The following is a 20,431-nucleotide window of genomic DNA, read 5'->3' as shown; positions in this document are numbered from 1 at the left end:
GTCGAGTCCTCCGGGTCAGGCGCCGCGCGCGGCGTTCGCGGCCTGGGCGATCAGCTGGAAGCCCAGCACGAGCACCGCTGTCACCGCCAGGGGGCCGATGGCGAACAGCGGGTTGAGGTCGAGGTAGCGCAGGGAAGTGGTCAGCACGGACCCGATGGACGGGTGCGGCGGGCTGACGCCGATGCCGAGCACGCTCATCGCGCCCTCGATGAACACCGCCACCGAGAGCGACAGCGCCAGCTGGACCAGGATCGGCTCCAGCGAGTTCGGCAGCACGTGGTGGCGCAGGACGTGGGCCTTGCCCGCGCCGATCACCTCGGACGCGGTGACGAACTGCGCCTCGCGCACCCGCAGCACCGCCGCCCGCAGCAACCGGCCGAACACCGGGATCTCCACGCAGACGATCACGATCACCACCGAGGTGGTGCCGGGCCCGATCACCGCGGCCAGGCCGATCGCCAGGATCAGCTGCGGGAACGCCAGCAGCACGTCGAACAGCCGCTGCACGGCCACGTCCAGCACGGAGTTCACCGTGGCCAGCGCCCCGACCGCGCAGCCGACCAGTGCGCCGACGGGCACGGCGGTGAACGCGATCAGCAGGTCGACCCGGATGCCGGTGACCAGCCGGGCCAGGATGTCGCGGTTGAGGTCGTCGGTGCCCAGCAGGTGCGTGCCGGACGGGCCGAGCAGGTTCGCGCCGGGGATCTGCTCGTACGGGTCCCACGACACCAGCAGCGGCCCGAGCAGCCCGGTGACGATCACCAGGCCGACCAGCACCAGCCCGACCAGGCCCTTGCCGCGCAGGAAATGGCGCGGTCGGTCCGGCACGGCGACCTCCACCGGCTCCGGTGCCTCCAGGGTGGCGGTCATGTCTGCGCTCCCAACCGGACGCGCGGGTCCAGGTAGGCGTGTATGACGTCGGTCAGCAGCTGGACCAGCACGAACACGGTGACCGAGAGCATCAGCAGCACCTGCACGACCGGGTAGTCGCGGCGGGTGATGCCCTGCTCCACGAGCAGCCCGAGGCCGGGCCAGGAGAAGATCGACTCCACCAGGACCGCACCGCCGAGCAGCGCGCCCGTCTGGAGCCCGAGCGTGGTGATGGCCACCGGCAGCGCCCCGCGCATCGCGTGCCGGACGACGATCTCGCGCCGCTTCACCCCCGCCGCGCGGACCGTGGTCACGTAGTCCTGACGCAACTCCCCCCGCAGTGTCTCGGCGAGGAACCCGGTAAGCACACCTGCCACCGGTAGCGCTAGACACACGGCAGGCAGCACGAGGTACTGCGCCGTGATGTCGAGCCGGTCGAACATGCCCTTAGGTGGAACGCCGCCTGTAGGCAGCAACCGGAAGAACACACCGAAGACGATGATGAGCACTACGCCGGTGACGAACGGCGGTAGCGCTACCGCGGCGGTGTGGAAGCCGGTGAGCACCCGGTCGACCCAGCGGTTGGTGGTCGCCGCCCAGATCGGGCCGAGCAGCAGCGCCACCAGGACCGCGATCACCAGCGCCGCCAGGGTGAGGGTCAGTGTGTTCGCGAAACCCTCGCCGACCAGGCCCGCGATGTCGCCGCCGATCAGGTACGACCGGCCAAGGTCACCGCTGAGCAGGCCACCGAGCCAGTGCAGGTACTGGGTGAACACCGGCAGGTCGAGCCCGAGGTCGTGCCGGATGGCCGCGATGGCCTCCTCGGAGGCGTCCGGCCCTGCCATCGCCGCGGCCGCGTCGCCGGGGATCGCCCGGATGACCAGGAAGATCAGCACCGAGGCGAGCCAGAGCACGATCAGCGCCGACGGCGCGCGGCGCAGCAGGTACCGGGTCATGCCAGGAACACCGCGCTGAAGTCCAGCTCACGGCGCCGCGACCAGTCCAGGCCGTGCAGGGTGTCGCGGGTGGCGGCGAGCTCGAACACCACGCCGATCTCGGCCAGGAACGCGCCGTCGAGCAGCTGGGTGGACAGCTCCTTGTAGGCCGCGGTGGCCTCGGCGCCGGTGGCCGACGGCAGCTTCCAGGCGTTCTCGGCGGCCGCGGTGTAGCTCGGGGAGCTGAACTTGGAGGCGTTGCGGCGGGCGTTGAACGGGTAGGCGCTGACGGTCAGCGTCGCGGGCGAGAACTGCGCCCACGAGTGGCTGGTGGTCCACAGGCCGGGGAACTGGGCGCCGATGAGCTGCTTAATGAACTGCGTCGAGTCGACCGGGGTCAGCGCGACCTTCACGCCGATCTCGGCGAGGTTGTTCTGGATGATCTGCGCGATGGCGGTGTAGACGCCGTCGTTGCCGACGTAGGACAGCGGGATCTCCGGCACCTGCTTGCCCGACTCGGCGATCAGCTGCTTGGCCTTGGCGAGGTCGCGCTGGTAGCGGCCGTCGAGCTCCTTGTCGTACGCCGGGCTGGTGCGCGGCCACGGCAGCGACGTCGGGTAGCCCTTGTCCCGGAAGACCTCCTTGATGATCCGCTCCTTGTCCAACGCGTAGGCGATGGCCTGGCGGACCTTCGGGTCGTCGAGCCCGGGCGCGGTGACGTTCAGCCCGACGTAGGCCTGGAGTTCGGCGCCCTCCAGCGAGGTGACCTGCACGCCCGGGGTCGAGGCGAGGGACTCGGCGTCGCGGTAGCCGACGCCGCGGGCGAGGTGGACCTGACCGGACTTGACGGCGGCGGCCAGCGACTGGGCGTCCGGGATGACCCGCACGTGCACGCCGTCGAGGTAGGGCGCGCCGCCCCAGTAGTCGGGGTTCTTGCTGAAGGTGATGTCGGTGTTGGGGCGCCACGAGTCGAACTTGAAGGCGCCGGTGCCGACGAGCTTCTTGCCGGTGGCGATGTCGGCGGCGGTCTCGGAGTCGACCAGCGGCACGGTGTCGAGCAGGTCGAACAGGTTGCTGACCGGGTGCTCCAGGCGCAGCACGACCTCGTCGGCGGCCGGGGTCTCCACGGCGGTGATGGTCTTGGCGGTGCTGAGCAGCTGGCCGTTCCACTTGGGGTCGGCGTAGTTGGCCAGCGAGAACTTCACGTCGGCCGAGGTGAGCGTGCGGCCGGTGTGGTACTTGACGTCCTTGCGCAGCTTGAAGGTGACGGTCTTGCCGCCGTCGGACTGCTTCCACTCGGTGGCGACCCGGGGCTGGGGCTCCAGCGACTTGAGGTCGTAGCGGACGAGCGTGTCGTAGACCAACCCGACGACGGTGGTGATGGACACGTTGCTGTTGGTGAACAGGTTGGCGGGCACGAGGTCGAGCGCGACGCCGACCTCGGCGACGCCGCCGGGCTTGGGCGCGGCGGAGGCACCGGCCGAGCTGGTCTGCGCGTCCACCGCCGACTGGCAGGCGGTCGCGGCGAGCAACAGCGCGGCGGCCGCGATGGCCTTGAGCGTCTGGCGTCTGGACGGAGCGTTCATCGGAGCGGGGGCCTCTCTGGGGGTTGCCTTGTGGTGGGTGGTCGCGCTGTGGTGGTCGCGCTGTGGCTGTGACGCTGTGGTGGTCGCGGGGGCGGTCCCGGTCAGGCGCCGACGGGGTCGGTGCTGCGCTTGGCCGGGTGGTCGGTCCTGGGTGCCTGGTCGAGCAGGTCGAGCGGGTGGTCGAACAGGCGGTTGAGCAGGCCGGTGCACGCGGCGGTGGCCTGCAGGGTGGGGCCGAACCGGGTGACCGAGACGATGTCGGTCCCCGGCAGGGTCGTGGTGGTGGCGAAGGCGCGCAGCAGGTCGGGCAGCCGCTCCGCCGGGTCGGTGATGGCCTGGCCGCCGAGCACCACCCGGTCGGGGTTGAGCGCGTCGCGCAGCAGGCCGACGGCCCGGCCGAGGGCGGTGGCGCGGTCGGCGAGCAGGGCGTTGGCGGTGGCGTCACCGGCGGTCGCGGCGGCCCGCACCAGCCGGATGTCGGGTTCGGCGGCGATCCCGGCGGCGACCGCGCGGTCGGCCACGGTGCGGTCGGCCACGGTGGCCTCCAGGCAGCCGGTGGCGCCGCACGGACATCGGGTGTCGCCGCCGATGGGCAGGTGCGCGATGCTGCCGCCACCACCGGGGCCGCGGTGCAGCACGCCGTCCACCGACAGCGCGATGCCGACGACCTCGCGGGCGTAGAAGTACAGCAGGCTCGACACCCGCGGTCCCCAGCCGAAGAGCAGTTCGGCGTTGGCCATCGCGGCGACGTGGCCGTCGAGGTGCACGGGGTAGCCGGTGGCGCGGCGCAGCAGGTCGGCGGCGGGCACCCGGTGCCAGCCGAGGCGGTCGTGGTCGAGGTGACCGCGTTCGACGTCGACCAGGCCGCCGCTGGCGAGGCCGATGCCGACCACGCGGCGGCGCGGCCAACGGCGCAGGAACGCGCGGACCTTGCCCGCGATGTGCGCGAGCGCGTCCTCGGCGCTGCCCTGCGGGGTGGGGATCTCCTCGGAGTCGAGCAGGGTGCCGCGCAGGTCGGCCAGGCCGTAAGTGGTGGTGCTCACCCCGATGTGCACCCCGCAGGCGGCGAAGGTGGTGTCGTCGAGGTGGATCGGCACCCGGGGGCGGCCGATCGCACCGACCGGGACCAGTTCGGGGAACTCGCGCAGCAGACCGAGTTCGATGAGCACCCGACCTGCCTGCTGACCGTGGGCATGCTCAACCCGGTGTGCTCGCCGATGGCGGCGCGGGAGAGCGGGCCCTCGCGGCGGATCACGGCCAGCACCGCGGCGGCGTTGGTCGCGCGCACGCTCGGTCGGCGCGGGATGTCGGGCACGGGCGGGTTCCTCCGGACGGGGATCGTGAACGGGAGCGCACGGTGGGTGACCCGCTTTTGTTCGAGCGGGTAAAGAACTCACGTGGAGACGAACAGCCCGGTCGGCGGTGCCGGGCGATCGGCGGGCGGGGTCAACGACAACAGCGGCGCACAGGGGAAGAATCCGTTCGTCCACAGGGGATGTCAACGGCGTCCGGGATATGGAACCGGGGGCGCCACTTAATTTCAGTGCTTCGCGGAAGCTTGTTGGCCCGCCGGTCGCGTTCGTAGGTTCGAGTCGCGGGCCCACCCCGCCTCTCGCCGCGGTCGCGGCACCCGCCAGCGAAAGGAACCCCACCGTGAGCCAGTCCGTGGAGACCGAGGTGTCGGTCGTCAAGCTCGGTTCGAACATCGGCGCGCGCATCGACGGCGTGCGGTTGGGCGGTGACCTGTCCGAGGCCTCGGTCGCCGCCATCCGCGCCGCGCTGCTGGCCAACAAGGTCATCTTCTTCCGCGGCCAGGACCACCTCGACGACGACGGGCAGCTGGCGTTCGGCTCGCTGCTCGGCGAGGTGACGCTGGCGCACCCCACCGTGCGCGGAGTGGTGAACCCGAACGTGCTGCCGATCGACTCGGAGTACGGCAAGGCCAACAGCTGGCACACCGACGTGACGTTCGTCGACCGGATCCCGTCGGTGAGCATCCTGCGCGCGGTGCACCTGCCGCCGTACGGCGGGAACACGGTGTGGGCCAACACGGTCGCGGCGTACGAGTCGCTCCCGCTCTCGCTCAAGGCACTCGTCGACGGCCTGTGGGCGGTGCACACCAACGCCTACGACTACGCGGCCAACATCGACGAGCTGCGCATCGGCGGCGTGGACGTCAAGACCGAGCAGTACCGCTCGGAGTTCCAGTCGGACCTGTACGAGACCGAGCACCCGGTTGTCCGCCTACACCCGGAGACGGGTGAGCGCTCGCTGCTGCTCGGCCACTTCGTCAAGCGCCTCATCGGGGTCACCTCGGTCGAGTCGCAGGCGCTGTTGCAGCTGCTGCAGGCCCGCGTCACCCGCCTGGAGAACACCGTCCGCTGGCACTGGCAGGACGGCGACGTCGCCATCTGGGACAACCGCGCCACCCAGCACTACGCCATCGCCGACTACGACGACGCCCCCCGCCGCCTGCACCGCATCACCCTCGCGGGCGACGTCCCGGTGAGCATCGACGGCACCTCGAGCGTCGTCCGCACGGGTGACGCCTCCCACTTCTCGGCCGTGTGATCGGGAACCACTGCCCTTGAGTCCGTTGTGGACTCAAGGGCAGTGGCTACTCCTCGCGGCACGGGCTAGGGTTTCGGCGTGATCGAACCAGTCGGGGCCGCCTACGACGCCGTCGCGCCGCTCTACGCCGAACTCTTCAGCGACGCGCTCAAGACAAGGCCGCTGGAGCGCGCGCTGCTGGCCGCGTTCGCCGAGCTGGTGCAGGACGGGCCGGTCGCCGATCTCGGGTGCGGTCCCGGCCACGTCACGGCACACCTGCACGCGCTCGGCCCGACCACCTTCGGCGTCGACCTGTCCCCCGCGATGATCGCCCTGGCTCGACAGGCCCACCCGGATCTGCGGTTCGACGAAGGCTCCATGACCGCGCTGGATCTCGCCGACGGATCACTCGGCGGCATTCTCGCGCTCTACTCGGTCATCCATGTCCCGCCTGCTCGGTTGCCCGCTGTTCTCAGCGAGTTCGAGCGGGTCTTGACGCCAGGCGGGCACCTGCTGCTCGGTTTCTTCGCCGGGGACGACCCGGCGCCGCAGGTGTTCGACCACAAGGTGACGCCCGCGTACCGCTGGTCACCCGACGGGCTCGCGAACCTGTTGCGGCAGGCGGGTTTCACTGAGGTAGCCCGGTTGGTGCGCGAGCCGTACGCCGACGAGCGTTTCCAGCAGGCGCACCTGCTGGTCCGGAAACCGTTCGCCCCCTAGGGTTCCGCGGCCCGGCTCCACTGGCGGAGCCGGGCATCGGCCCCTTGATCAGTTCTGGAAGGGCGGGAACTGCCAGCGCTCGCCCTCGACCGTGCCCGCGCAGGGCTGCAGGCCGACGTACTGGCTGTCGTCGGCGTGCCAGAGGCACCAGTCGAGCCCCGCGTCGTCCTTGGTGGCCTGGATGTGGAACGAGCCGTCCTGCTCGATCAGCCGCCACACCTGGAGCTCGGCGAGGTCGTCGCACGGCGTGGAGATGACGTCCAGGTCGACGTGCGCCAGGCACAGGTCGGTCCCCGCCGCGGTGATCGCCACACTCGAGTCGTCGTGCACCGTCAACTGCCACGCCTGCCGGTCCAGCGGCGCACACGCGTCCCCGTACACCACCCCCTCCTCCAGCGGCCGGGTCAGGCACTGCCCGGTCGACACCGACCGCACCGCCACCTCCCCCTCGACGACATCAGCCGCGGCCACCACGGGGGTCAGCACCAGCATCCCGACAGCCAGCAACAACGCACGCATCTCTACCTCCTGAGCGAACGACCAGTGGTCCACTCAGGACACTGCCGCCCCCGGCCGCACCCACCCGCTACCGCTTGACATGCCACCCGATCGAGTAGCGGTTCAGCGCGAGTCGGCTTTGACGGCCACATGGTGCCTCTCTCGGCCAAAGACATCACAGCGTGTAGTCATCCTCGCTGAACAAGTCACCGGCGCTAGGCGGGGCAGCGGGTGTCACCGCCGCCGACTCGGGGTATGTCTTCAGGGCGTGTGACGGCGCCTCCCTCGGATACATGATCACGTAGCCGGGGAGCGCGATGATCCGCCACCGCGCGTCCGCCTCGGCGACACAGGCCCCCATGATGGCGAGGAGGTCGTCCGCCTTCGGCGCGTCGTTCGGAACCGCCACGATCACGTCGTCGTGAAAAGGCGCCTTCTGGTACCTGAAGAGGAACGGAAGCGCTGCCTTGACCGTGACCAGCAGATCACTGAGCAGGTATGAACGCGCTCGAATCCCCGCGCAGACGAAATCGAGATTGATCGGGTGGGTCGCGTCGAAGTGGCCGTCATCGATCTTCGTGGTGTCGCGTTCCTTGCCGGGATCCTTGCTGCCGAAGCCCGCGTAGTTCCACGAGGCGAACCCGGCGGCCCCGTACTTCTTGATCAGAAGGCGCTCGGGCGAGACAGCGTGCATGTCCTCGTGGACGTACAGGCAGGTGAACGTCATTGATCCGACGTTGCGCCTGCCCGAAAGCTTGTCGTGGTGTTGTCGGAGCCGCTTGGGCAGCGACTCGGCGGCCTCGGCCTTACCCACGTAGACGAGGACGTCGTTCTCGTAGAGCTGGTAGACGCCTGGTTTCGCGGCGACATTGGCGATGTGCGTGGGATCCAACGGGTCCGGGCTCAAGTCCGCCAGCCCCGACGCGAGCTGGTCGGCGAGAGCCTGGGTGATGCTGAGGCGGAACTCGCCACTCGCTGACATCTCCGTAGACCTCCGTCTCCCCGGTGGAGATCACAGTCTATCGACACGCCAAGAGCAGCTGGGCGAACGGACGTTCGAGAACCGCCGCGGTACTGTCCACGCGTGGCGAAGCGAACGGCGACCGGTCGACGGAAGACCCAGGTCGAGGTGGGAACGAGCATCGAGTTGTTCACTGGTGGAGGCGGCCTCGCCTGTGCCATGCACGACGCGGGCTTCCGGCACCTCCTGGCCGTCGAACTGGACCGCAGGGCCTGCGAGACGCTACGCGCCAACCACGCGGTCGACTACGTGGAGGGCGCGCCAGACCCGAAGGACGTTCGCTCAAGGTGGCCCCTGGTCCAGGGCGATGTCCGAAACGTCGACTTCACCCGGTGGGAAGGCGCGGTCGACGTCATCGCGGGCGGGGTCCCCTGCCAGCCGTGGAGCCTCGGGGGCGCTCACAAGGGCTACGACGACCACCGCAATCTGTGGCCTGAGTTGTTCCGGGTCGTGCGCGAGACGCGACCGAGAGCGATCATCGCCGAGAACGTCAAAGGCCTGCTCCGCCCGTCCTTCCGGCCTTATTACGACTACATCCTGCGAGAACTCGAGACGCCGTTCGAGCGCCGCGTCGAGGGCGAGGAGTGGTCCGACCACGACCGGCGCTTGATCAAGGCACTGGGTTCTGAGGGCTCGGATCCGACTGAGCGGTACGACGTGCGAATGGCGCTGCTGAACGCGGCGGACTACGGCGTCCCGCAGACGAGATGGCGAGTGGTCGTCGTCGCCTTCCGCAAGGACCTCGGCTTGGCCGATTGGACTTTCCCGGACCCGACCCATTCCGAGGTCGCGCTCTGGCACTCGCAAGCGGACGGGAGCTATTGGGATCGGGCGGGACGGTCACCGCGAGCGGATCTCGTTCCGGCCACGATGCCGATGTCGGACGGTCGGAAGCCTTGGCGAACGCTGCGTGACGCCCTCTTGGGCGACGCGGAATCCGGCGTCCCCGCTCTCCCCGCCCCCTTGGGCGACAAGATCGAACACCCCGAGTGGTTGCACCACTTCGGATGGCCGGGCGCGCGCGAGTACCCGGGGCACACCCCCAACGACCTCGACCGCCCCGCGAAGACAGTCAAGGCGGGTGTCCACGGTGTTCCTGGCGGCGAGACCGTGCTGCGCCGGGACGACGGCTCGATCCGGTACATGACGGTGCGCGAGGTGGCCCGGGTGATGACCTTCCCCGACCAGTGGACGCTGGCGGGCCCCCGAGGTGAGCAAATGCGTCAGCTGGGCAACGCCGTACCGGTTCGGTTGGGCCGGGCGATCGCCGACTCGGTCGGCGGAGCGCTCAACGCCGCGCGGGTACCTGGACTGCGGACCGCCTGACCTGCCGAGCGGATCTCTTCTCTTACCCTGAGAAGTCCAAGTTCAGCGACGTAGACGCGTCGGACGATGGGTCGAGCGCGGACGGTCTGGCTTCACCGTGGCGAGTGCTCACAGAACGGGGCGGCGTGGATCCAGAGCGGCACGAAGGCGACGGCTCGGAGTTACCCGAGGGATCGTGGGCGAGCTCGGAGGCTGTGCGGAAAGTCATGCGCGCGAATCGAGGTCGGGACACAGGTCCGGAACTGGCGTTGAGGTCCGCGATCCACGCCCGCGGCTTGCGCTACCGCGTCAACTTCCGCCCGCTGCCCGAGGTTCGGCGAACCGCGGACATCGTGTTCACAGCGCAGCGCATCGCGGTCTTTCTCGATGGCTGCTATTGGCACGGGTGCCCTGATCACCACCGTCCCGCGTCGAAGAACAGCGAGTTCTGGTCGACCAAGATCGCGGGCAACAGAGCCAGGGACGCTGACACCGACGAGCGGCTGACCAGTCAGGGTTGGACCGTCATCCGGGTGTGGGAGCACGAGGACTCGGCTTTGGCCGCGGATCGGGTGGAGGCGGCGGTGCGCGACCGCCGCGCCAACGGCACGTGATCGGCACCGCACCGGAGCCCGCACGCCTGCAGCCGACACCCTTCCGGTGTTAGCAGGTCAGGGTGGACCAGGCGGCGATGGTGGGGGTTTCGGCCAAGTCGGCGAAGGTGAGGTCGGTGCCGGTGGCGCGCCAGGTCTCGATGAGGGACATGACGCGGATGGAGTCGAGGCCGTGGTCGAGGAGGTTGTCGTGGTCGGCGAGGGTGGTGGGGGGGACTTCCAGGAGGGCGGCCACCTGGGTGCGGATGTCGTCGGGGGTCATGGCCTGTCCTGGGTGAGGTGGGTGATCAGCCGGGCGGTGGTGAGGGTGGTGGCGCAGCGGGTGGCGGCGTAGCGCAGGGCCATCGCGTGGTCCTCGGCGGAGAAGTCGGCGACGGCGTCGGCGACCAGGAAGGGCTGGATGTCGCGCATGAAGGCGTCGGTCGCGGTCATCAGGCAGCCGATGTGGGCGTAGACGCCGGTGATGATGAGCTGGTCGCGGTCGCCCATGAGGGTTTCCAGCTCGGTGCGGTGGAAGGCGTTGTAGCGCCACTTGGTCATCAGCCGGTCGCTGCCGCCGGGGCGCAGGTCGGTGACGATCTGGGCGTCGGCGGGGTCCTGGCCGATGCCGCGGCCCCACATGTCGAGCTGCAGGCCGCGCTGCTCGGCGGTCTGGCCGCCCGGCTGCGCGGAGAACACGACCGGCACCCCCAGCCGCCTGCACACCTCGCGCAGCTCGCGCAGGTTCGCCACCAGGTCGAGCATCGGCTGCGACCCGCTGGGGAACGCGCGCAGGAAGTGGTTCTGCATGTCGTGCACGAGCAGCACGGCGCGGTCGGGGTCCGGGGTCCACTCGACCCGGTTCTTCGGCAGCTCCGGCTCGGTCGGCATCGGGTACGGCGCGATGGCGGGCAGTCCCACGGCTCACACCCCCCGCGCGGCGAGCAGGGCCCGCAGGTCGCGGCGGCTGGTCTTGCCGACGCCGGTGTGCGGGAACTCCGCGACGAACTCGACCCGGTCGGGGATCTTGTACCCGGCCAGGCCGCGCTCGCGCAGGAACGCGCGCAGCTGCGGGCCGGTCACCTCGGCGGTGGTCACCACGAACGCGCAGGTCCGCTCACCGAGGAACGAGTCGGGCACGGCGACGACGGCCGCGTCGTGCACGGCGGGGTGCGCGATCAAGTGGTTCTCCACCTCCTCCGCGGCGACCTTCTCGCCACCGCGGTTGATCTGGTCCTTCGCCCGGCCCTCGACGACCACGTGCCCGGAGGGCAGCACGCGCACCAGGTCGCCGGTGCGGTAGTAGCCGTCGGTGAACGCGACCCGGTTGTGCGCCTCGGCCCGGTAGTAGCCGCGGATCGTGTACGGCCCGCGGGTGAGCAGCTGGCCCACCTGGCCCGGCTCGACCGGCACGTCGTCCTCGTCGACCACGAGCAGCTCGTCGTCCGGGGAGATCGGCCGCCCCTGGGAGATCGCCACCAGGTCGGCCGGGTCGTCGAAGCGGGTGTAGTTGACCAGGCCCTCGGCCATGCCGAACACCTGCTGCAGGCCGCAACCCAGCTCCGGGCGGACCCGGCGCGCGGCCTCCTCGGCGAACTTCGCGCCGCCGACCTGCAGGACCTGCAGGCTGGACAGGTCCTCGGGCCGGGTCGCGGCGGCGGTCAGCCACAGCAGCGCGACCGGCGGCACCACCCCGGTGATCGTCACCCGTTCCCGCTCGATCAGGCCGAACGCCACGTCCGGGCTCGGCGCCGACGCCAGCACGATCCGCGATCCGGCGTGCAGCGCCCCGAGCACGCCCGGCGAGCTCATCGGGAAGTTGTGCGCGACCGGCAGCGCGACCAGGTAGACCGACGACGGTCCGAGGCCGCAGATGTCGGCGCTTTCCCTGACGCTGTAGAGGTAGTCGTCGTGCGTGCGCGGGATCAGCTTCGGGACTCCGGTGCTGCCGCCGGACAGCTGCAGGAAAGCCAGTTCCCCAGCGTCCACAATGGGCAGTTCGCCCGCCGGGTCGACTGGGACGTCGGCGAGTGCGGTGTGCTGTCCCGGGTCGCCGAGCACGAACACCTGGCGCACACCGACCTGGTCGGCCAACGTCCGGTAGTCGAACCCGCCGAACCGGTCGGCGATGACGTAGGCCACAGCGTCGGTGTGCGAGCAGAAGTACGAGACCTCGGCGAACCGGTGCGGTGGCAACGCGAACACCGGCACGGCACCCGCTCGGAACAGTCCGAACACGACGGAGAAGAACTCGACCACGTTCGGCAGCTGCACCACGACCCGGTCACCCGGCTCGATCCCGCGCGCCACGAACCCGTGCGCCATGCGGGTCGCGCGCTCGTCGAGTTCCCGATACGTCCAGCGCTGCCGGTCGTCGATGACCGCGACCTGGTCGGCGAACCTCTCGGCGCGGTCGGCCAGGAATGCGCCGAAGGTCTCCCCCGTCCAGTACCCGCGTTCGCGGTACCTCGCGGCCAGTTCCTCCGGGTAGCGGACCCAGTCGCTCACGCCGACTCCTCCACGCCGAGCGCGCCGAGCAGGGTGCGCAGCTTCGCGCCGGTCTCGGCCAGCTCGGCCTCCGGGTCGGACCCGGGCACCAGGCCCGCGCCCGCGAACAGCCGCAGGGTCGCGCCGCGCACCTCGCCGCAGCGGATGGTGACGATCCACTCGCCGTCGCCGCGCGCGTCCGACCAGCCGACGACGCCGGTGTAGAAGCCCCGGTCGAACGGTTCGAGCTCGCCGATCACCCGGCGGGCGGCCGCGGTGGGGGTGCCGCAGACGGCGGGCGTCGGGTGCAGCGCGGTCGCCAGCTCGAGCACGGGGGTGTCCGGGTCGGCCAGCACGCCCGCGACCTGGGTGGACAGGTGCCACATGGACCGGGTGGGCAGCAGTTCCGGCTCGCTGGGGACGGTCAGCTGCTTGCAGTACGGGGCGAGGGCGTCGGCGACGGCGGTGACGACGACCGCGTGCTCGCGGCGGTCCTTGGCCGAGGCGAGCAGCTCGGTGGCGTTGCGGCCGTCGAGCACCGGGTCCTCCGAGCGCGGCCGCGACCCGGCGAGCGGGTTGGACGCGACGAGCCTGCCCTTGCGGCGCACCAGCAGTTCCGGGCTGGTGCCCAGCAGCGTGCGGTCGCCGAGGTCGGCGGCGAAGGTGTGCCCGCGCGGGTCGCGGGCGGCCAGCGCGCGGACCAGGTCGAGCACGTCGACCGGTTCGGCGGCCACCAGGTCGAGCCTGCGGGCGAGCACCACCTTGCTCAGCGCGCCGGACGCCATCAGCTCGAGGGCGCGCCGCACGCCGGTGCGGTAGGCGTCGGCGTCGGTGTGCTGGGCCAGCCAGCGCGCGGCGACCCGGGGCGCGGGGCGCGGGGTCGCGGGCAGCGGGCCGGACCGGCGCACCACCTCGGGGATCACCAGCCTGCTCGGTGTGGCCGGGTCGAACGGGATCGCGCCGACGACGGTCTCGTCGGCGCCGAGCGCGCCGAGCGCCTCGACCGGGGAGCCCAGCACGGCGCGCTCGCCCTCGGCGAGCAGGACGCCCGCCGGTGAGGTGAACAGGAACGCGCCCGGCCGGTAGGCGGCGGGCAGGTCCTCGGGTCGGGCCTCGACGGGGAGGGTTCCCAGGACAGGCACAGACTGCTCCGTTCTGATCGGTGTCCACTCGTTCATCGCCAGCTCCGGTGTCCGGAGTGGACTTGTCAGCCGACCAGGGTCGCGCCGCCATCGACGTAGAGGTTCTGCATGGTGATGTGCCTGGCCTGGTCCGAGGCGAGGAAGAGCACCGCGTCGGCGACGTCGGCCGACTCGGCTATCCGGCCGAGCGGGATGCCGACCCGGAAGCTCTCCGGGGAACCCTCGATCACCCGGCGGGCGCCGTCGCCGGTCCACAGCGCGCGCTGCATGGCGGTGTCGGTGGAGCCGGGCGAGACCACGTTGCAGCGGATGCCGTGCGCGGCCAGTTCCAGGCCGAGGCAGCGGGTGAACATGGTGGCGGCGGCCTTGGAGGCGGCGTAGGCGGCCATCTCCATCCTGGGCACGCCCGCGGCGTTGGAGCCGACGGTGACGATCACGCCCGCGGCGCGGGGGACCATCCGGCGGGCGACCGCGCGGGAGACGAAGAACACCCCGTCGGAGTTGACCGCGAAGGTGCTGAGCCAGTCGTCGTCGGTGGACTTGAGGACGGTGCCCGCCCGCAGCACGCCCGCCACGTTGACCAGGACGTCGATCGGTCCGAGGTCGTTCTCGACCCGCTCGACCACCCGGTCGACGGCGTCGCCGTGGGAGACGTCGGCGGGGTAGGCCCGGACCTCGGCGCCCCGCGTGCGGTGTTCGGCGGCCACGGCCTCGACGCGGACCCGGTCCAGGTCGACGGCGGCGACGGCGGCGCCCTCGGCGGCCAGCGCGGCGGCCACGGCGGCCCCGATGCCCTGGCCCGCGCCGGTGACCAGGGCGATCTTGCCCGCGAACCGTGCCGGGGTCTTCCCGTCACCCGCCACCGCGTCGCGCCGCGCTGCGTTGTCGGACATCAGGAAGCCCCCCGGGGTAACGGTGCCGGGACGGCGGAGGCGCGGTGTGCCATGGCGGACCCCTTGCGGCGGCGATGACGCGGACCACGCGGACGATCATCAGGTGATGTGATCACCCGCGTCATTTAGGTTAGCCTAACTTACCTTTTTCCGGCAGTGGTCGGTCAAGCCGGTGTGGCCACCGTCGCGCGCCGAACCGCGCCACCCGGTCCTAGGTGGACACCCGCTGCCTGGCCCTGGCCAGCGGGACGACCATGGGGGTGCCGGTCTCCGGGTCGTCGACCACGCGGCAGCGCAGCCCGAACACCTCGCCGACCAACTCGGCGGTGACGATCTCGGTGGGGTGGCCCTGCGCGGCGACGACGCCACCGGGGCTCAGCGCGATCATGTGGGTGGCGTAGCGGCAGGCCTGGTTCAGGTCGTGCAGCACCGCGACCAGGGTGTAGCCGTCGCGCTCGTGCAGCTCAGCGCACAGGTCGAGCACCTCGACCTGGTGGGCGATGTCCAGGAACGTGGTCGGCTCGTCGAGCAGCAGCAGCGACGTGCGCTGCGCGAGCACCATGGCGAGCCAGACGCGTTGGCGCTGCCCACCGGAGAGCTCGTCGACCATGCGGCCGGAGAGGTCGGCGACGCCCGTGCGCTCCATGACCTCGGTGACCACCGCCTCGTCGTCGACCGACCACTGGCGCAAGAGGCCTTGGTGGGGGTACCGGCCGCGGGCGACCAAGTCCCCCACGGTGATCCCGCTTGGCGCTATGGAGGTCTGGGGCAAGAGTCCCAGCCTGCGGGCTACCTCCTTGGACCGGTAGGAGGCGATGACCTCACCGTCGAGATAGACCGCGCCTTTGCTCGGCTTCAGAACGCGCGCGAACGCTTTCAGGAGGGTCGACTTACCGCACGCGTTAGGGCCAACGATGACGGTGAAGGAATCATCCGGAATGGAGACGCCCAACTCGCTCGCGACCACCCGGTTGTCGTAGGCGAGGGTCAACTCCTCGGCGTGCAAGCGGCTCAAAGTCCCACCTCGATGTAGATTTCATCCACGGCGTCGAAATACTGCTCGTCGTCGGCGATCTCGTCGGCGGCGGCCAATCTCGGGTCGATGACGGCGGAGACCTGGCGGTAGCGCTGTTCCCACGCCTCGGCGTCGAAGCGCCAGTAGCCGATGGTGTCGTAGCGGGACGCGGGCAAGCCGAGGGTGTGGCGCAGGTGGCGGCGGACGTCGCGGGTGGCAGCGGCCTCGCCCGCGACCCAGGTGTAGCCCGGTCCGTCGGGCAGGTCGCGGTCGCGGACGGCGGAGCGCAGCGCGTCGCCAGCCTCATCCGAATGGGCGTACACCCATTCGATAGTCACGTCACCGCTGGTGTCGAAGGTCTGCCGCTCGTCCGGGTTGTCGACGATGGCGATCACGCGGGCGACGGCGCCTGCCGGTAGCTCCTCGACCGCTCGGCCGATGGCGGGCAGCGCGGTGGCGTCACCGACGAGCAGCCGCCACGGGACGTCGTCGGCCGGGGCGTACTTGCCCGCGGGCGCGCCGCTGATGGTGATCTCGGCGCCCGGCTCGACAGTGGCCGCCCAGGTCGCCGCGACGCCGCCTTCGTGCAGGACGAAGTCGATGTCGATCTCACAACGGAGCGGATCTCGCCGTCGAATCGTGTAATTTCGGGTGAGGTCGGCACCGAAGGCGATCCGGCACGACTCGTCGGGCAGGCCACTGCCCTCGTAGTCGCGCAGCGCCTCGCCGCCGAGGGTCACCCGGCGCATGAGCGGGGTGATCGCCGCGGTGTTCCGCACCGTCGCGCGGTAAGCGGTCATCTGGCCGAACTCCCTCTTGTGACAGCAGACGCGTTGTCAACATAGGATAGCCTCACCTAATCTCCGCGTCATGGCCGCCCGTTCGGGCGAGGAAACAGTTCACTTGGAGTAGTCACATGAGAGCGAAAGCCCATTCGCGCCTGATCGCCCTGGGTGCGGCGGTCCTGCTCGCACTGTCCGCGTGCGGCGGGACCACCGAGCAGACGACAGGTTCGGGGGGGCAGTCCAGCTCCGCCGCCGCGGCGCCCGCCAAGCGCACCGTGCAGACCCCCAAGGGCCCGGTCGAGGTGCCCGGCGACCCGAAGAAGATCGTCGCGATCGACTTCCAGATCCCGTACATCCTGCTCGACCTCAAGGCGAACCTGGCTGGCGCGATCGACCTGACCGCGGCCAAGGACGGCGAGCCGTTCAAGCAGCTGACCATCATCGGCACCGACACCGGCGAGCTGAACTTCGACAAGATCGCCGAGCTCGACCCGGACCTGATCCTGGCCGCGGACTACCAGGAGCCCGAGTACGAGAAGCTCAAGGACCGCTACCCGACCGTGCTGATCCCGGCCGCCGGTGACACCCCGGGCTGGAAGCCGCAGGTCAAGGCGGTCGCCGAGGCCGTGGGCAAGTCCGGCGCGGTGGACGAGCTGGAGAAGAAGTACCAGGCGCGGGTCACCGAGATCAAGGACAAGCACAAGGACAAGATCGCCGCGGGCAAGTGGGCCACGCTGGGCACCTACGACGGCTCCGGCTGGTACCTCTACGACAAGGTCGGCGGCCCGTCCACCGCGCTGGCCGACCTGGGCATCGCCTTCGACGAGGCCACCACCAAGGTCGCCGACGGCAACGTGGCGCAGTACTCCATCGAGCAGCTCAACCAGCTCAACGGCGCCACCGTGCTGCTCTTCGACGACCTCGGTCCGCCGGTCACCGCGCCGGGCGCGGGCGCCAAGCTCAAGGCCGACCCGCTGTTCACCTCCATCACCGCGGTCAAGGCGGGCAAGGTGTTCGACGGCGAGTACAACATCCTCGACTACGGCGACGCGCTGCGCGTGCTCGACCAGGTCGACGCCGTGCTCGGCAAGCTCTGACCCAGTAGCTCCACCGAACGGGGCGGTCCACTGTGGACCGCCCCGTTCGTCGTGTGCGCGGCCTCTCAGTAGCCAGGGGTGGGGCCGGTCGGTTAACATGGTGCCCTAATGATTAGTACACCAAGCAACGACGACGCGGACCCGCTGGCCCTGGAGCGGCAGGTCTGCTTCGCGCTGGCCATCGCCTCGCGCAGCGTCATCGGCCTGTACCGGCCGCTGCTCGAGCCGATGGGCCTGACGCACCCGCAGTACCTGGTGATGCTGGCGCTGTGGGGCCGCACCCCGTTGTCGGTCAAGGAGCTCAGCGGGATGCTCGCGCTGGACCCGGGCACCCTGTCGCCGCTGCTCAAGCGGCTGGAGGCGATCGGCTACCTGCGCCGCGACCGGGCGGTGACCGACGAGCGCCAACTGGCGGTCCGGCTCACCCCGACCGGTCAGGCGCTGCGCGAGCAGGCGCTGGCGATCCCGGCCGCGGTCGTGGCCCGGCTCGGCATCGAGGTCGACGCCCTGGTCCAGCTGCACAGTTCGCTGACACGCGTGATCGAGGCGGCGGGAGAGCAACCGTGACCACACCGAACCTGGCCAGACGAGCCTGGTACCTGCTGGGCGGGCGACTGCCGGCGCGCTACCGCGACTGGGTGCTCGTCGACGCGGCGCGCCCGTCGTGGCTGGCGTGGTTCGGCGTGCGCACCCTGCTGCGGATGGTGCCGCTGACGACGCTGATCACCCTGGGGCTGCTGCTCGGCATGGACGCGCCGGTCGGGCTGGCGCTGGCGTGCGGCGGGCTCGGCCTGGTGGTGGGCGTGTACTTCATGCTGTCGTACGCCATCGAGAGCACCGAGTACCGGATGACCCGCTACGGGCACCCGCACGGATCCGCCGCCCAGGCCCGGCGCGCGCGGACGGCGGACCGGGACCGGCTGCGCGAGGAGCGGTACTCGGCGGCCTGGCGGCGGTAACCGGGTTGCCCGGCCGGCCGGGCGGGCGCAGCATGCCGGGATGCGCTTCTCGATCAACATCCCCAACTTCGGCGATTTCGCGGATGCCAGGGCGGTGGCGCGGGTAGCGAGCGCCGCCGAGGAAGCGGGCTGGGACGGCCTGTTCATCTGGGACCACGTCGTGCACTACAAGGCGGAACGCCGCGGCACCCCGTTCGGCGACCCGTGGATGCTGCTGACCGCGGCGGCACTGGCGACCTCGCGGATCCGACTCGGCCCCCTGGTCACCCCGGTGGCGCGGCGGCGACCGGAACAGTTGGCCCGGCAGGTCGCGACGCTGGACGCGGTGAGCGGTGGTCGCGTCGTCTTCGGCACTGGTCTTGGGGGGCCGGTGGACGACGAGTACGGCAGCTTCGGGGAACCGACTGATGCGCGGGTGCTGGCGTCGCGGCTAGACGAGGGTTTGGGTTTGTTGACCCGGTACTGGTCAGGACAACCTGTCGACCACGACGGGCAGCACTACCGGGTCCGTGACGTCACTCTGCTTCCCGCGACTGTGCAGCGCCCCCGTCCGCCGGTGTGGGTCGGCGGGTTCTGGCCCCACCGCCGCCCCATCCGCCGTGCAGTGCAGTGGGACGGGGTGGTGCCGCTGTTTACCGAGGCACGCCACGGGGTTGTGCCGCCGCTCGCGTTGGCGCAAGAGGTGATCTCTTACGTCCGCTCGCTGCGCGCGACGCCGATCGAGATCGTCCTCGGCGGCGCTACCGACCCGGCTACCGCAGCGGACACCATTGGTCCCTTGGCATCCGCGGGCGCGACGTGGTGGGACGAACGACAGCTCCAGGACAGCGCGGACCTCGACCGCCTCGCTCCGGTGTTGCGGCGCATAGAAAGCGGTCCACCGGCGCTCTGACCCACGAGGGACAAGCGGCCCGCCTGGGGGTGGCGGGCCGCTTGTGGTCACTCCTCGCCCGCGAAGTCCTCGCCGCCGGAGTCGTCGCCGTCGATGAGGCCGCCGTCGAGCATGTCGCCGAGGATCATGCCGCCGACGATGCCCGCGGCGGCACCGCCGACCACGGCGCCCATGCCGGGGCCGCGGCGGTGCTGGTCGTGGTGACCGTGATGGCCATAGGCGGGCTGGCCGTAACCGGGCTGGCCGTACGCGGGCTGGCCGTAGCCGGGCTGGTGGCCGCCGCCGAAGGCCGCGTTGCCGTGGGAGCGCTGGGAGACCTGCTCCAGCCACTGGCCGATCAGCGGCGCCCAGTCGGTGCTTTCGGCTTCCTGGTGCGACACCGAGAAGCGGCCGAACGCGTCACCGCCGCCGCCGAAGACCCCGCCGCGGCGGTCGGCCTCCAGGACGATGTGCAGCTCGTTCGGGGTGGCCACGAAGGTCAGCTCGACCTGGCTGATCCGCCCGGAGAACTGCGGCGGCGCGTAGAACTCGACCTCCTGGTACACCGGAAGCTGCTGCGGCACCCCGTGCAGCCGCCCGACCTCGAGGTCGGCCTTGGCGAAGCGGAAGCCCAGCGCGCCGAACGCGTCGAGCACCCGGTCCTGCGAGGGCAGCGGGTGCACCACGACCGGGTCCAGATCGCCCTTGTCCGGGGCGCCCGCGATGACCAGGTCGGTGCGCAGGCCCAGGTTCATCCCGGGCAGCGGGCTGCCGCCGACGGCGGTGATCGGCGCCTCCCACGGCACCGGCAGCTGGAACGGCACGTCCAGGTCCTGGTTCGCGGAGATCCGCAGCCGCTCGGCCACGACCGCGCGCAGCAGCTCGCCGGTGCCGTGCGCCTCGCCGCCGTGGTGCTCGACCTCGACCCGCGCTTGGAGCGCGAGGACGACCTGCCCGATCTCCACGTCCGCGCTGCCGCCCTTGATGCGGACCCGACCGGTGAGCGTGCCACCCGGTCCGACGTGCGGCGAGTCCAACACGGTGTCCACCGAGGGCCCCCCAACGCCGAAGGCCGAAAGCATCCGCTTGAACATCTGGCGACTC

21 protein-coding genes and 1 pseudogene are annotated in these 20,431 nt (G+C 70.8%); 8 read left to right on the top strand and 14 right to left on the bottom strand.

The genetic code is table 11. From position 1 onward, the window contains the following. Positions 1 to 15: 15 nt before the first annotated feature. The 4 genes and pseudogenes from LV79_RS28215 to LV79_RS28200 form a co-directional block, all read right to left on the bottom strand. Positions 16 to 870 (bottom strand): ABC transporter permease, encoded by an 855-nt coding sequence (locus tag LV79_RS28215; RefSeq protein ID WP_253841319.1) that lies wholly within the window; start codon positions 868 to 870, stop codon positions 16 to 18. Further along, entirely contained in the window at positions 867 to 1,826 is a 960-nt protein-coding gene (locus LV79_RS28210; protein WP_253841318.1) for an ABC transporter permease, read from the bottom strand. The genes LV79_RS28215 and LV79_RS28210 overlap by 4 nt, the downstream gene beginning before the upstream one ends. After that, entirely contained in the window at positions 1,823 to 3,391 is a 1,569-nt protein-coding gene (locus LV79_RS28205; protein ID WP_253841317.1) for an ABC transporter substrate-binding protein, read from the bottom strand. The genes LV79_RS28210 and LV79_RS28205 overlap by 4 nt, the downstream gene beginning before the upstream one ends. Before the next feature lie 101 nt (positions 3,392 to 3,492). Continuing rightward, positions 3,493 to 4,706 (bottom strand): annotated as a pseudogene (locus LV79_RS28200) (ROK family protein). A 338-nt stretch (positions 4,707 to 5,044) separates the two neighbouring features. Here LV79_RS28200 and LV79_RS28195 point away from each other — a divergent pair. Both LV79_RS28195 and LV79_RS28190 read left to right on the top strand, forming a co-directional pair. Then, the gene (locus LV79_RS28195) at positions 5,045 to 5,962 is read left to right on the top strand and encodes a TauD/TfdA dioxygenase family protein (protein ID WP_285470364.1); all 918 of its coding nucleotides are present in this window, start codon (positions 5,045 to 5,047) and stop codon (positions 5,960 to 5,962) included. A 78-nt stretch (positions 5,963 to 6,040) separates the two neighbouring features. Beyond that, positions 6,041 to 6,661, top strand: a complete 621-nt coding sequence (locus LV79_RS28190; protein ID WP_253841316.1) for a class I SAM-dependent methyltransferase — start codon at positions 6,041 to 6,043, stop codon at positions 6,659 to 6,661. Between the two features lie 48 nt (positions 6,662 to 6,709). On the opposite strand, the gene LV79_RS28185 is transcribed toward LV79_RS28190, so the two are convergent. Both LV79_RS28185 and LV79_RS28180 read right to left on the bottom strand, forming a co-directional pair. After that, entirely contained in the window at positions 6,710 to 7,180 is a 471-nt protein-coding gene (locus LV79_RS28185) for a ricin-type beta-trefoil lectin domain protein (protein WP_253841315.1), read from the bottom strand. A 154-nt stretch (positions 7,181 to 7,334) separates the two neighbouring features. Next, on the bottom strand, positions 7,335 to 8,141 hold the full coding sequence (locus LV79_RS28180) for a GIY-YIG nuclease family protein (RefSeq protein WP_253841314.1): 807 nt from the start codon (positions 8,139 to 8,141) through the stop codon (positions 7,335 to 7,337). Positions 8,142 to 8,243: 102 nt separating this feature from the next. Between LV79_RS28180 and LV79_RS28175 the strand changes: the two genes are divergently transcribed. Together LV79_RS28175 and LV79_RS28170 are read left to right on the top strand one after the other, a co-directional pair. Continuing rightward, positions 8,244 to 9,506: a DNA cytosine methyltransferase gene (locus LV79_RS28175; protein WP_253841313.1), complete on the top strand. Its 1,263-nt coding sequence runs from the start codon at positions 8,244 to 8,246 to the stop codon at positions 9,504 to 9,506. A gap of 125 nt (positions 9,507 to 9,631) precedes the next feature. Beyond that, on the top strand, positions 9,632 to 10,099 hold the full coding sequence (locus LV79_RS28170; RefSeq protein WP_308208969.1) for a very short patch repair endonuclease: 468 nt from the start codon (positions 9,632 to 9,634) through the stop codon (positions 10,097 to 10,099). 49 nt (positions 10,100 to 10,148) lie between these two features. On the opposite strand, the gene LV79_RS28165 is transcribed toward LV79_RS28170, so the two are convergent. From LV79_RS28165 to LV79_RS28135, 7 genes are all read right to left on the bottom strand, one after another. After that, positions 10,149 to 10,361 (bottom strand): phosphopantetheine-binding protein, encoded by a 213-nt coding sequence (locus tag LV79_RS28165; RefSeq protein WP_253841311.1) that lies wholly within the window; start codon positions 10,359 to 10,361, stop codon positions 10,149 to 10,151. After that, positions 10,358 to 10,999, bottom strand: coding sequence for an isochorismatase family protein (locus tag LV79_RS28160; RefSeq protein WP_285470370.1), 642 nt, complete (start codon positions 10,997 to 10,999; stop codon positions 10,358 to 10,360). Before LV79_RS28160 ends, LV79_RS28165 begins: the two co-directional genes overlap by 4 nt. Before the next feature lie 3 nt (positions 11,000 to 11,002). Further along, the gene (locus LV79_RS28155) at positions 11,003 to 12,586 is read right to left on the bottom strand and encodes a (2,3-dihydroxybenzoyl)adenylate synthase (RefSeq protein WP_253841310.1); all 1,584 of its coding nucleotides are present in this window, start codon (positions 12,584 to 12,586) and stop codon (positions 11,003 to 11,005) included. After that, on the bottom strand, positions 12,583 to 13,707 hold the full coding sequence (locus LV79_RS28150; RefSeq protein WP_253841309.1) for an isochorismate synthase: 1,125 nt from the start codon (positions 13,705 to 13,707) through the stop codon (positions 12,583 to 12,585). Before LV79_RS28150 ends, LV79_RS28155 begins: the two co-directional genes overlap by 4 nt. A 65-nt stretch (positions 13,708 to 13,772) precedes the next feature. Further along, entirely contained in the window at positions 13,773 to 14,600 is an 828-nt protein-coding gene (locus LV79_RS28145) for a 2,3-dihydro-2,3-dihydroxybenzoate dehydrogenase (RefSeq protein WP_253841308.1), read from the bottom strand. 211 nt (positions 14,601 to 14,811) lie between these two features. Then, a complete protein-coding gene (locus tag LV79_RS28140; protein ID WP_253841307.1) occupies positions 14,812 to 15,615 on the bottom strand; it encodes an ABC transporter ATP-binding protein in 804 nt (267 codons plus the stop codon). Continuing rightward, positions 15,612 to 16,415 (bottom strand): siderophore-interacting protein, encoded by an 804-nt coding sequence (locus LV79_RS28135; RefSeq protein ID WP_253841306.1) that lies wholly within the window; start codon positions 16,413 to 16,415, stop codon positions 15,612 to 15,614. The genes LV79_RS28140 and LV79_RS28135 overlap by 4 nt, the downstream gene beginning before the upstream one ends. Before the next feature lie 116 nt (positions 16,416 to 16,531). Here LV79_RS28135 and LV79_RS28130 point away from each other — a divergent pair, with 116 nt between their 5' ends. The 4 genes from LV79_RS28130 to LV79_RS28115 all read left to right on the top strand — a co-directional run bounded on the left by LV79_RS28130 (position 16,532) and on the right by LV79_RS28115 (position 19,348). Then, positions 16,532 to 17,497 carry an ABC transporter substrate-binding protein gene (locus LV79_RS28130; protein ID WP_253841305.1) on the top strand — a complete coding sequence of 322 codons (966 nt, stop codon included), beginning with the start codon at positions 16,532 to 16,534 and terminating at the stop codon, positions 17,495 to 17,497. A gap of 108 nt (positions 17,498 to 17,605) precedes the next feature. Then, positions 17,606 to 18,064 (top strand): MarR family winged helix-turn-helix transcriptional regulator, encoded by a 459-nt coding sequence (locus tag LV79_RS28125; protein WP_253841304.1) that lies wholly within the window; start codon positions 17,606 to 17,608, stop codon positions 18,062 to 18,064. Next, positions 18,061 to 18,456 carry a DUF5313 family protein gene (locus tag LV79_RS28120; RefSeq protein ID WP_253841303.1) on the top strand — a complete coding sequence of 132 codons (396 nt, stop codon included), beginning with the start codon at positions 18,061 to 18,063 and terminating at the stop codon, positions 18,454 to 18,456. The genes LV79_RS28125 and LV79_RS28120 overlap by 4 nt, the downstream gene beginning before the upstream one ends. Positions 18,457 to 18,496: 40 nt before the next feature. Beyond that, positions 18,497 to 19,348 carry an LLM class flavin-dependent oxidoreductase gene (locus LV79_RS28115; protein WP_253841302.1) on the top strand — a complete coding sequence of 284 codons (852 nt, stop codon included), beginning with the start codon at positions 18,497 to 18,499 and terminating at the stop codon, positions 19,346 to 19,348. A gap of 47 nt (positions 19,349 to 19,395) precedes the next feature. On the opposite strand, the gene LV79_RS28110 is transcribed toward LV79_RS28115, so the two are convergent. Further along, positions 19,396 to 20,421, bottom strand: coding sequence for a sporulation protein (locus LV79_RS28110; protein WP_253841301.1), 1,026 nt, complete (start codon positions 20,419 to 20,421; stop codon positions 19,396 to 19,398). Positions 20,422 to 20,431 lie beyond the last annotated feature (10 nt).

The sequence above is a fragment of the Actinokineospora globicatena genome, from assembly GCF_024171945.1.
In the GTDB taxonomy this organism is placed as follows: Bacteria; Actinomycetota; Actinomycetes; order Mycobacteriales; family Pseudonocardiaceae; genus Actinokineospora; species Actinokineospora globicatena.
This window is presented reverse-complemented; position numbering and strand designations above follow the sequence as displayed.

Excerpts from the sequence above, each read along its gene's own strand:
- LV79_RS28215 (WP_253841319.1), bottom strand. The coding sequence starts at position 870 with ATGACCGCCACCCTGGAGGCACCGGAGCCGGTGGAGGTCGCCGTGCCG.
- LV79_RS28210 (WP_253841318.1), bottom strand. The coding sequence starts at position 1,826 with ATGACCCGGTACCTGCTGCGCCGCGCGCCGTCGGCGCTGATCGTGCTC.
- LV79_RS28205 (WP_253841317.1), bottom strand. The coding sequence starts at position 3,391 with ATGAACGCTCCGTCCAGACGCCAGACGCTCAAGGCCATCGCGGCCGCC.
- LV79_RS28185 (WP_253841315.1), bottom strand. The coding sequence starts at position 7,180 with ATGCGTGCGTTGTTGCTGGCTGTCGGGATGCTGGTGCTGACCCCCGTG.
- LV79_RS28180 (WP_253841314.1), bottom strand. The coding sequence starts at position 8,141 with ATGTCAGCGAGTGGCGAGTTCCGCCTCAGCATCACCCAGGCTCTCGCC.
- LV79_RS28165 (WP_253841311.1), bottom strand. The coding sequence starts at position 10,361 with ATGACCCCCGACGACATCCGCACCCAGGTGGCCGCCCTCCTGGAAGTC.
- LV79_RS28145 (WP_253841308.1), bottom strand. The coding sequence starts at position 14,600 with ATGTCCGACAACGCAGCGCGGCGCGACGCGGTGGCGGGTGACGGGAAG.
- LV79_RS28135 (WP_253841306.1), bottom strand. The coding sequence starts at position 16,415 with ATGACCGCTTACCGCGCGACGGTGCGGAACACCGCGGCGATCACCCCG.
- LV79_RS28130 (WP_253841305.1), top strand. The coding sequence starts at position 16,532 with ATGAGAGCGAAAGCCCATTCGCGCCTGATCGCCCTGGGTGCGGCGGTC.
- LV79_RS28125 (WP_253841304.1), top strand. The coding sequence starts at position 17,606 with ATGATTAGTACACCAAGCAACGACGACGCGGACCCGCTGGCCCTGGAG.
- LV79_RS28115 (WP_253841302.1), top strand. The coding sequence starts at position 18,497 with ATGCGCTTCTCGATCAACATCCCCAACTTCGGCGATTTCGCGGATGCC.
- LV79_RS28110 (WP_253841301.1), bottom strand. The coding sequence starts at position 20,421 with ATGTTCAAGCGGATGCTTTCGGCCTTCGGCGTTGGGGGGCCCTCGGTG.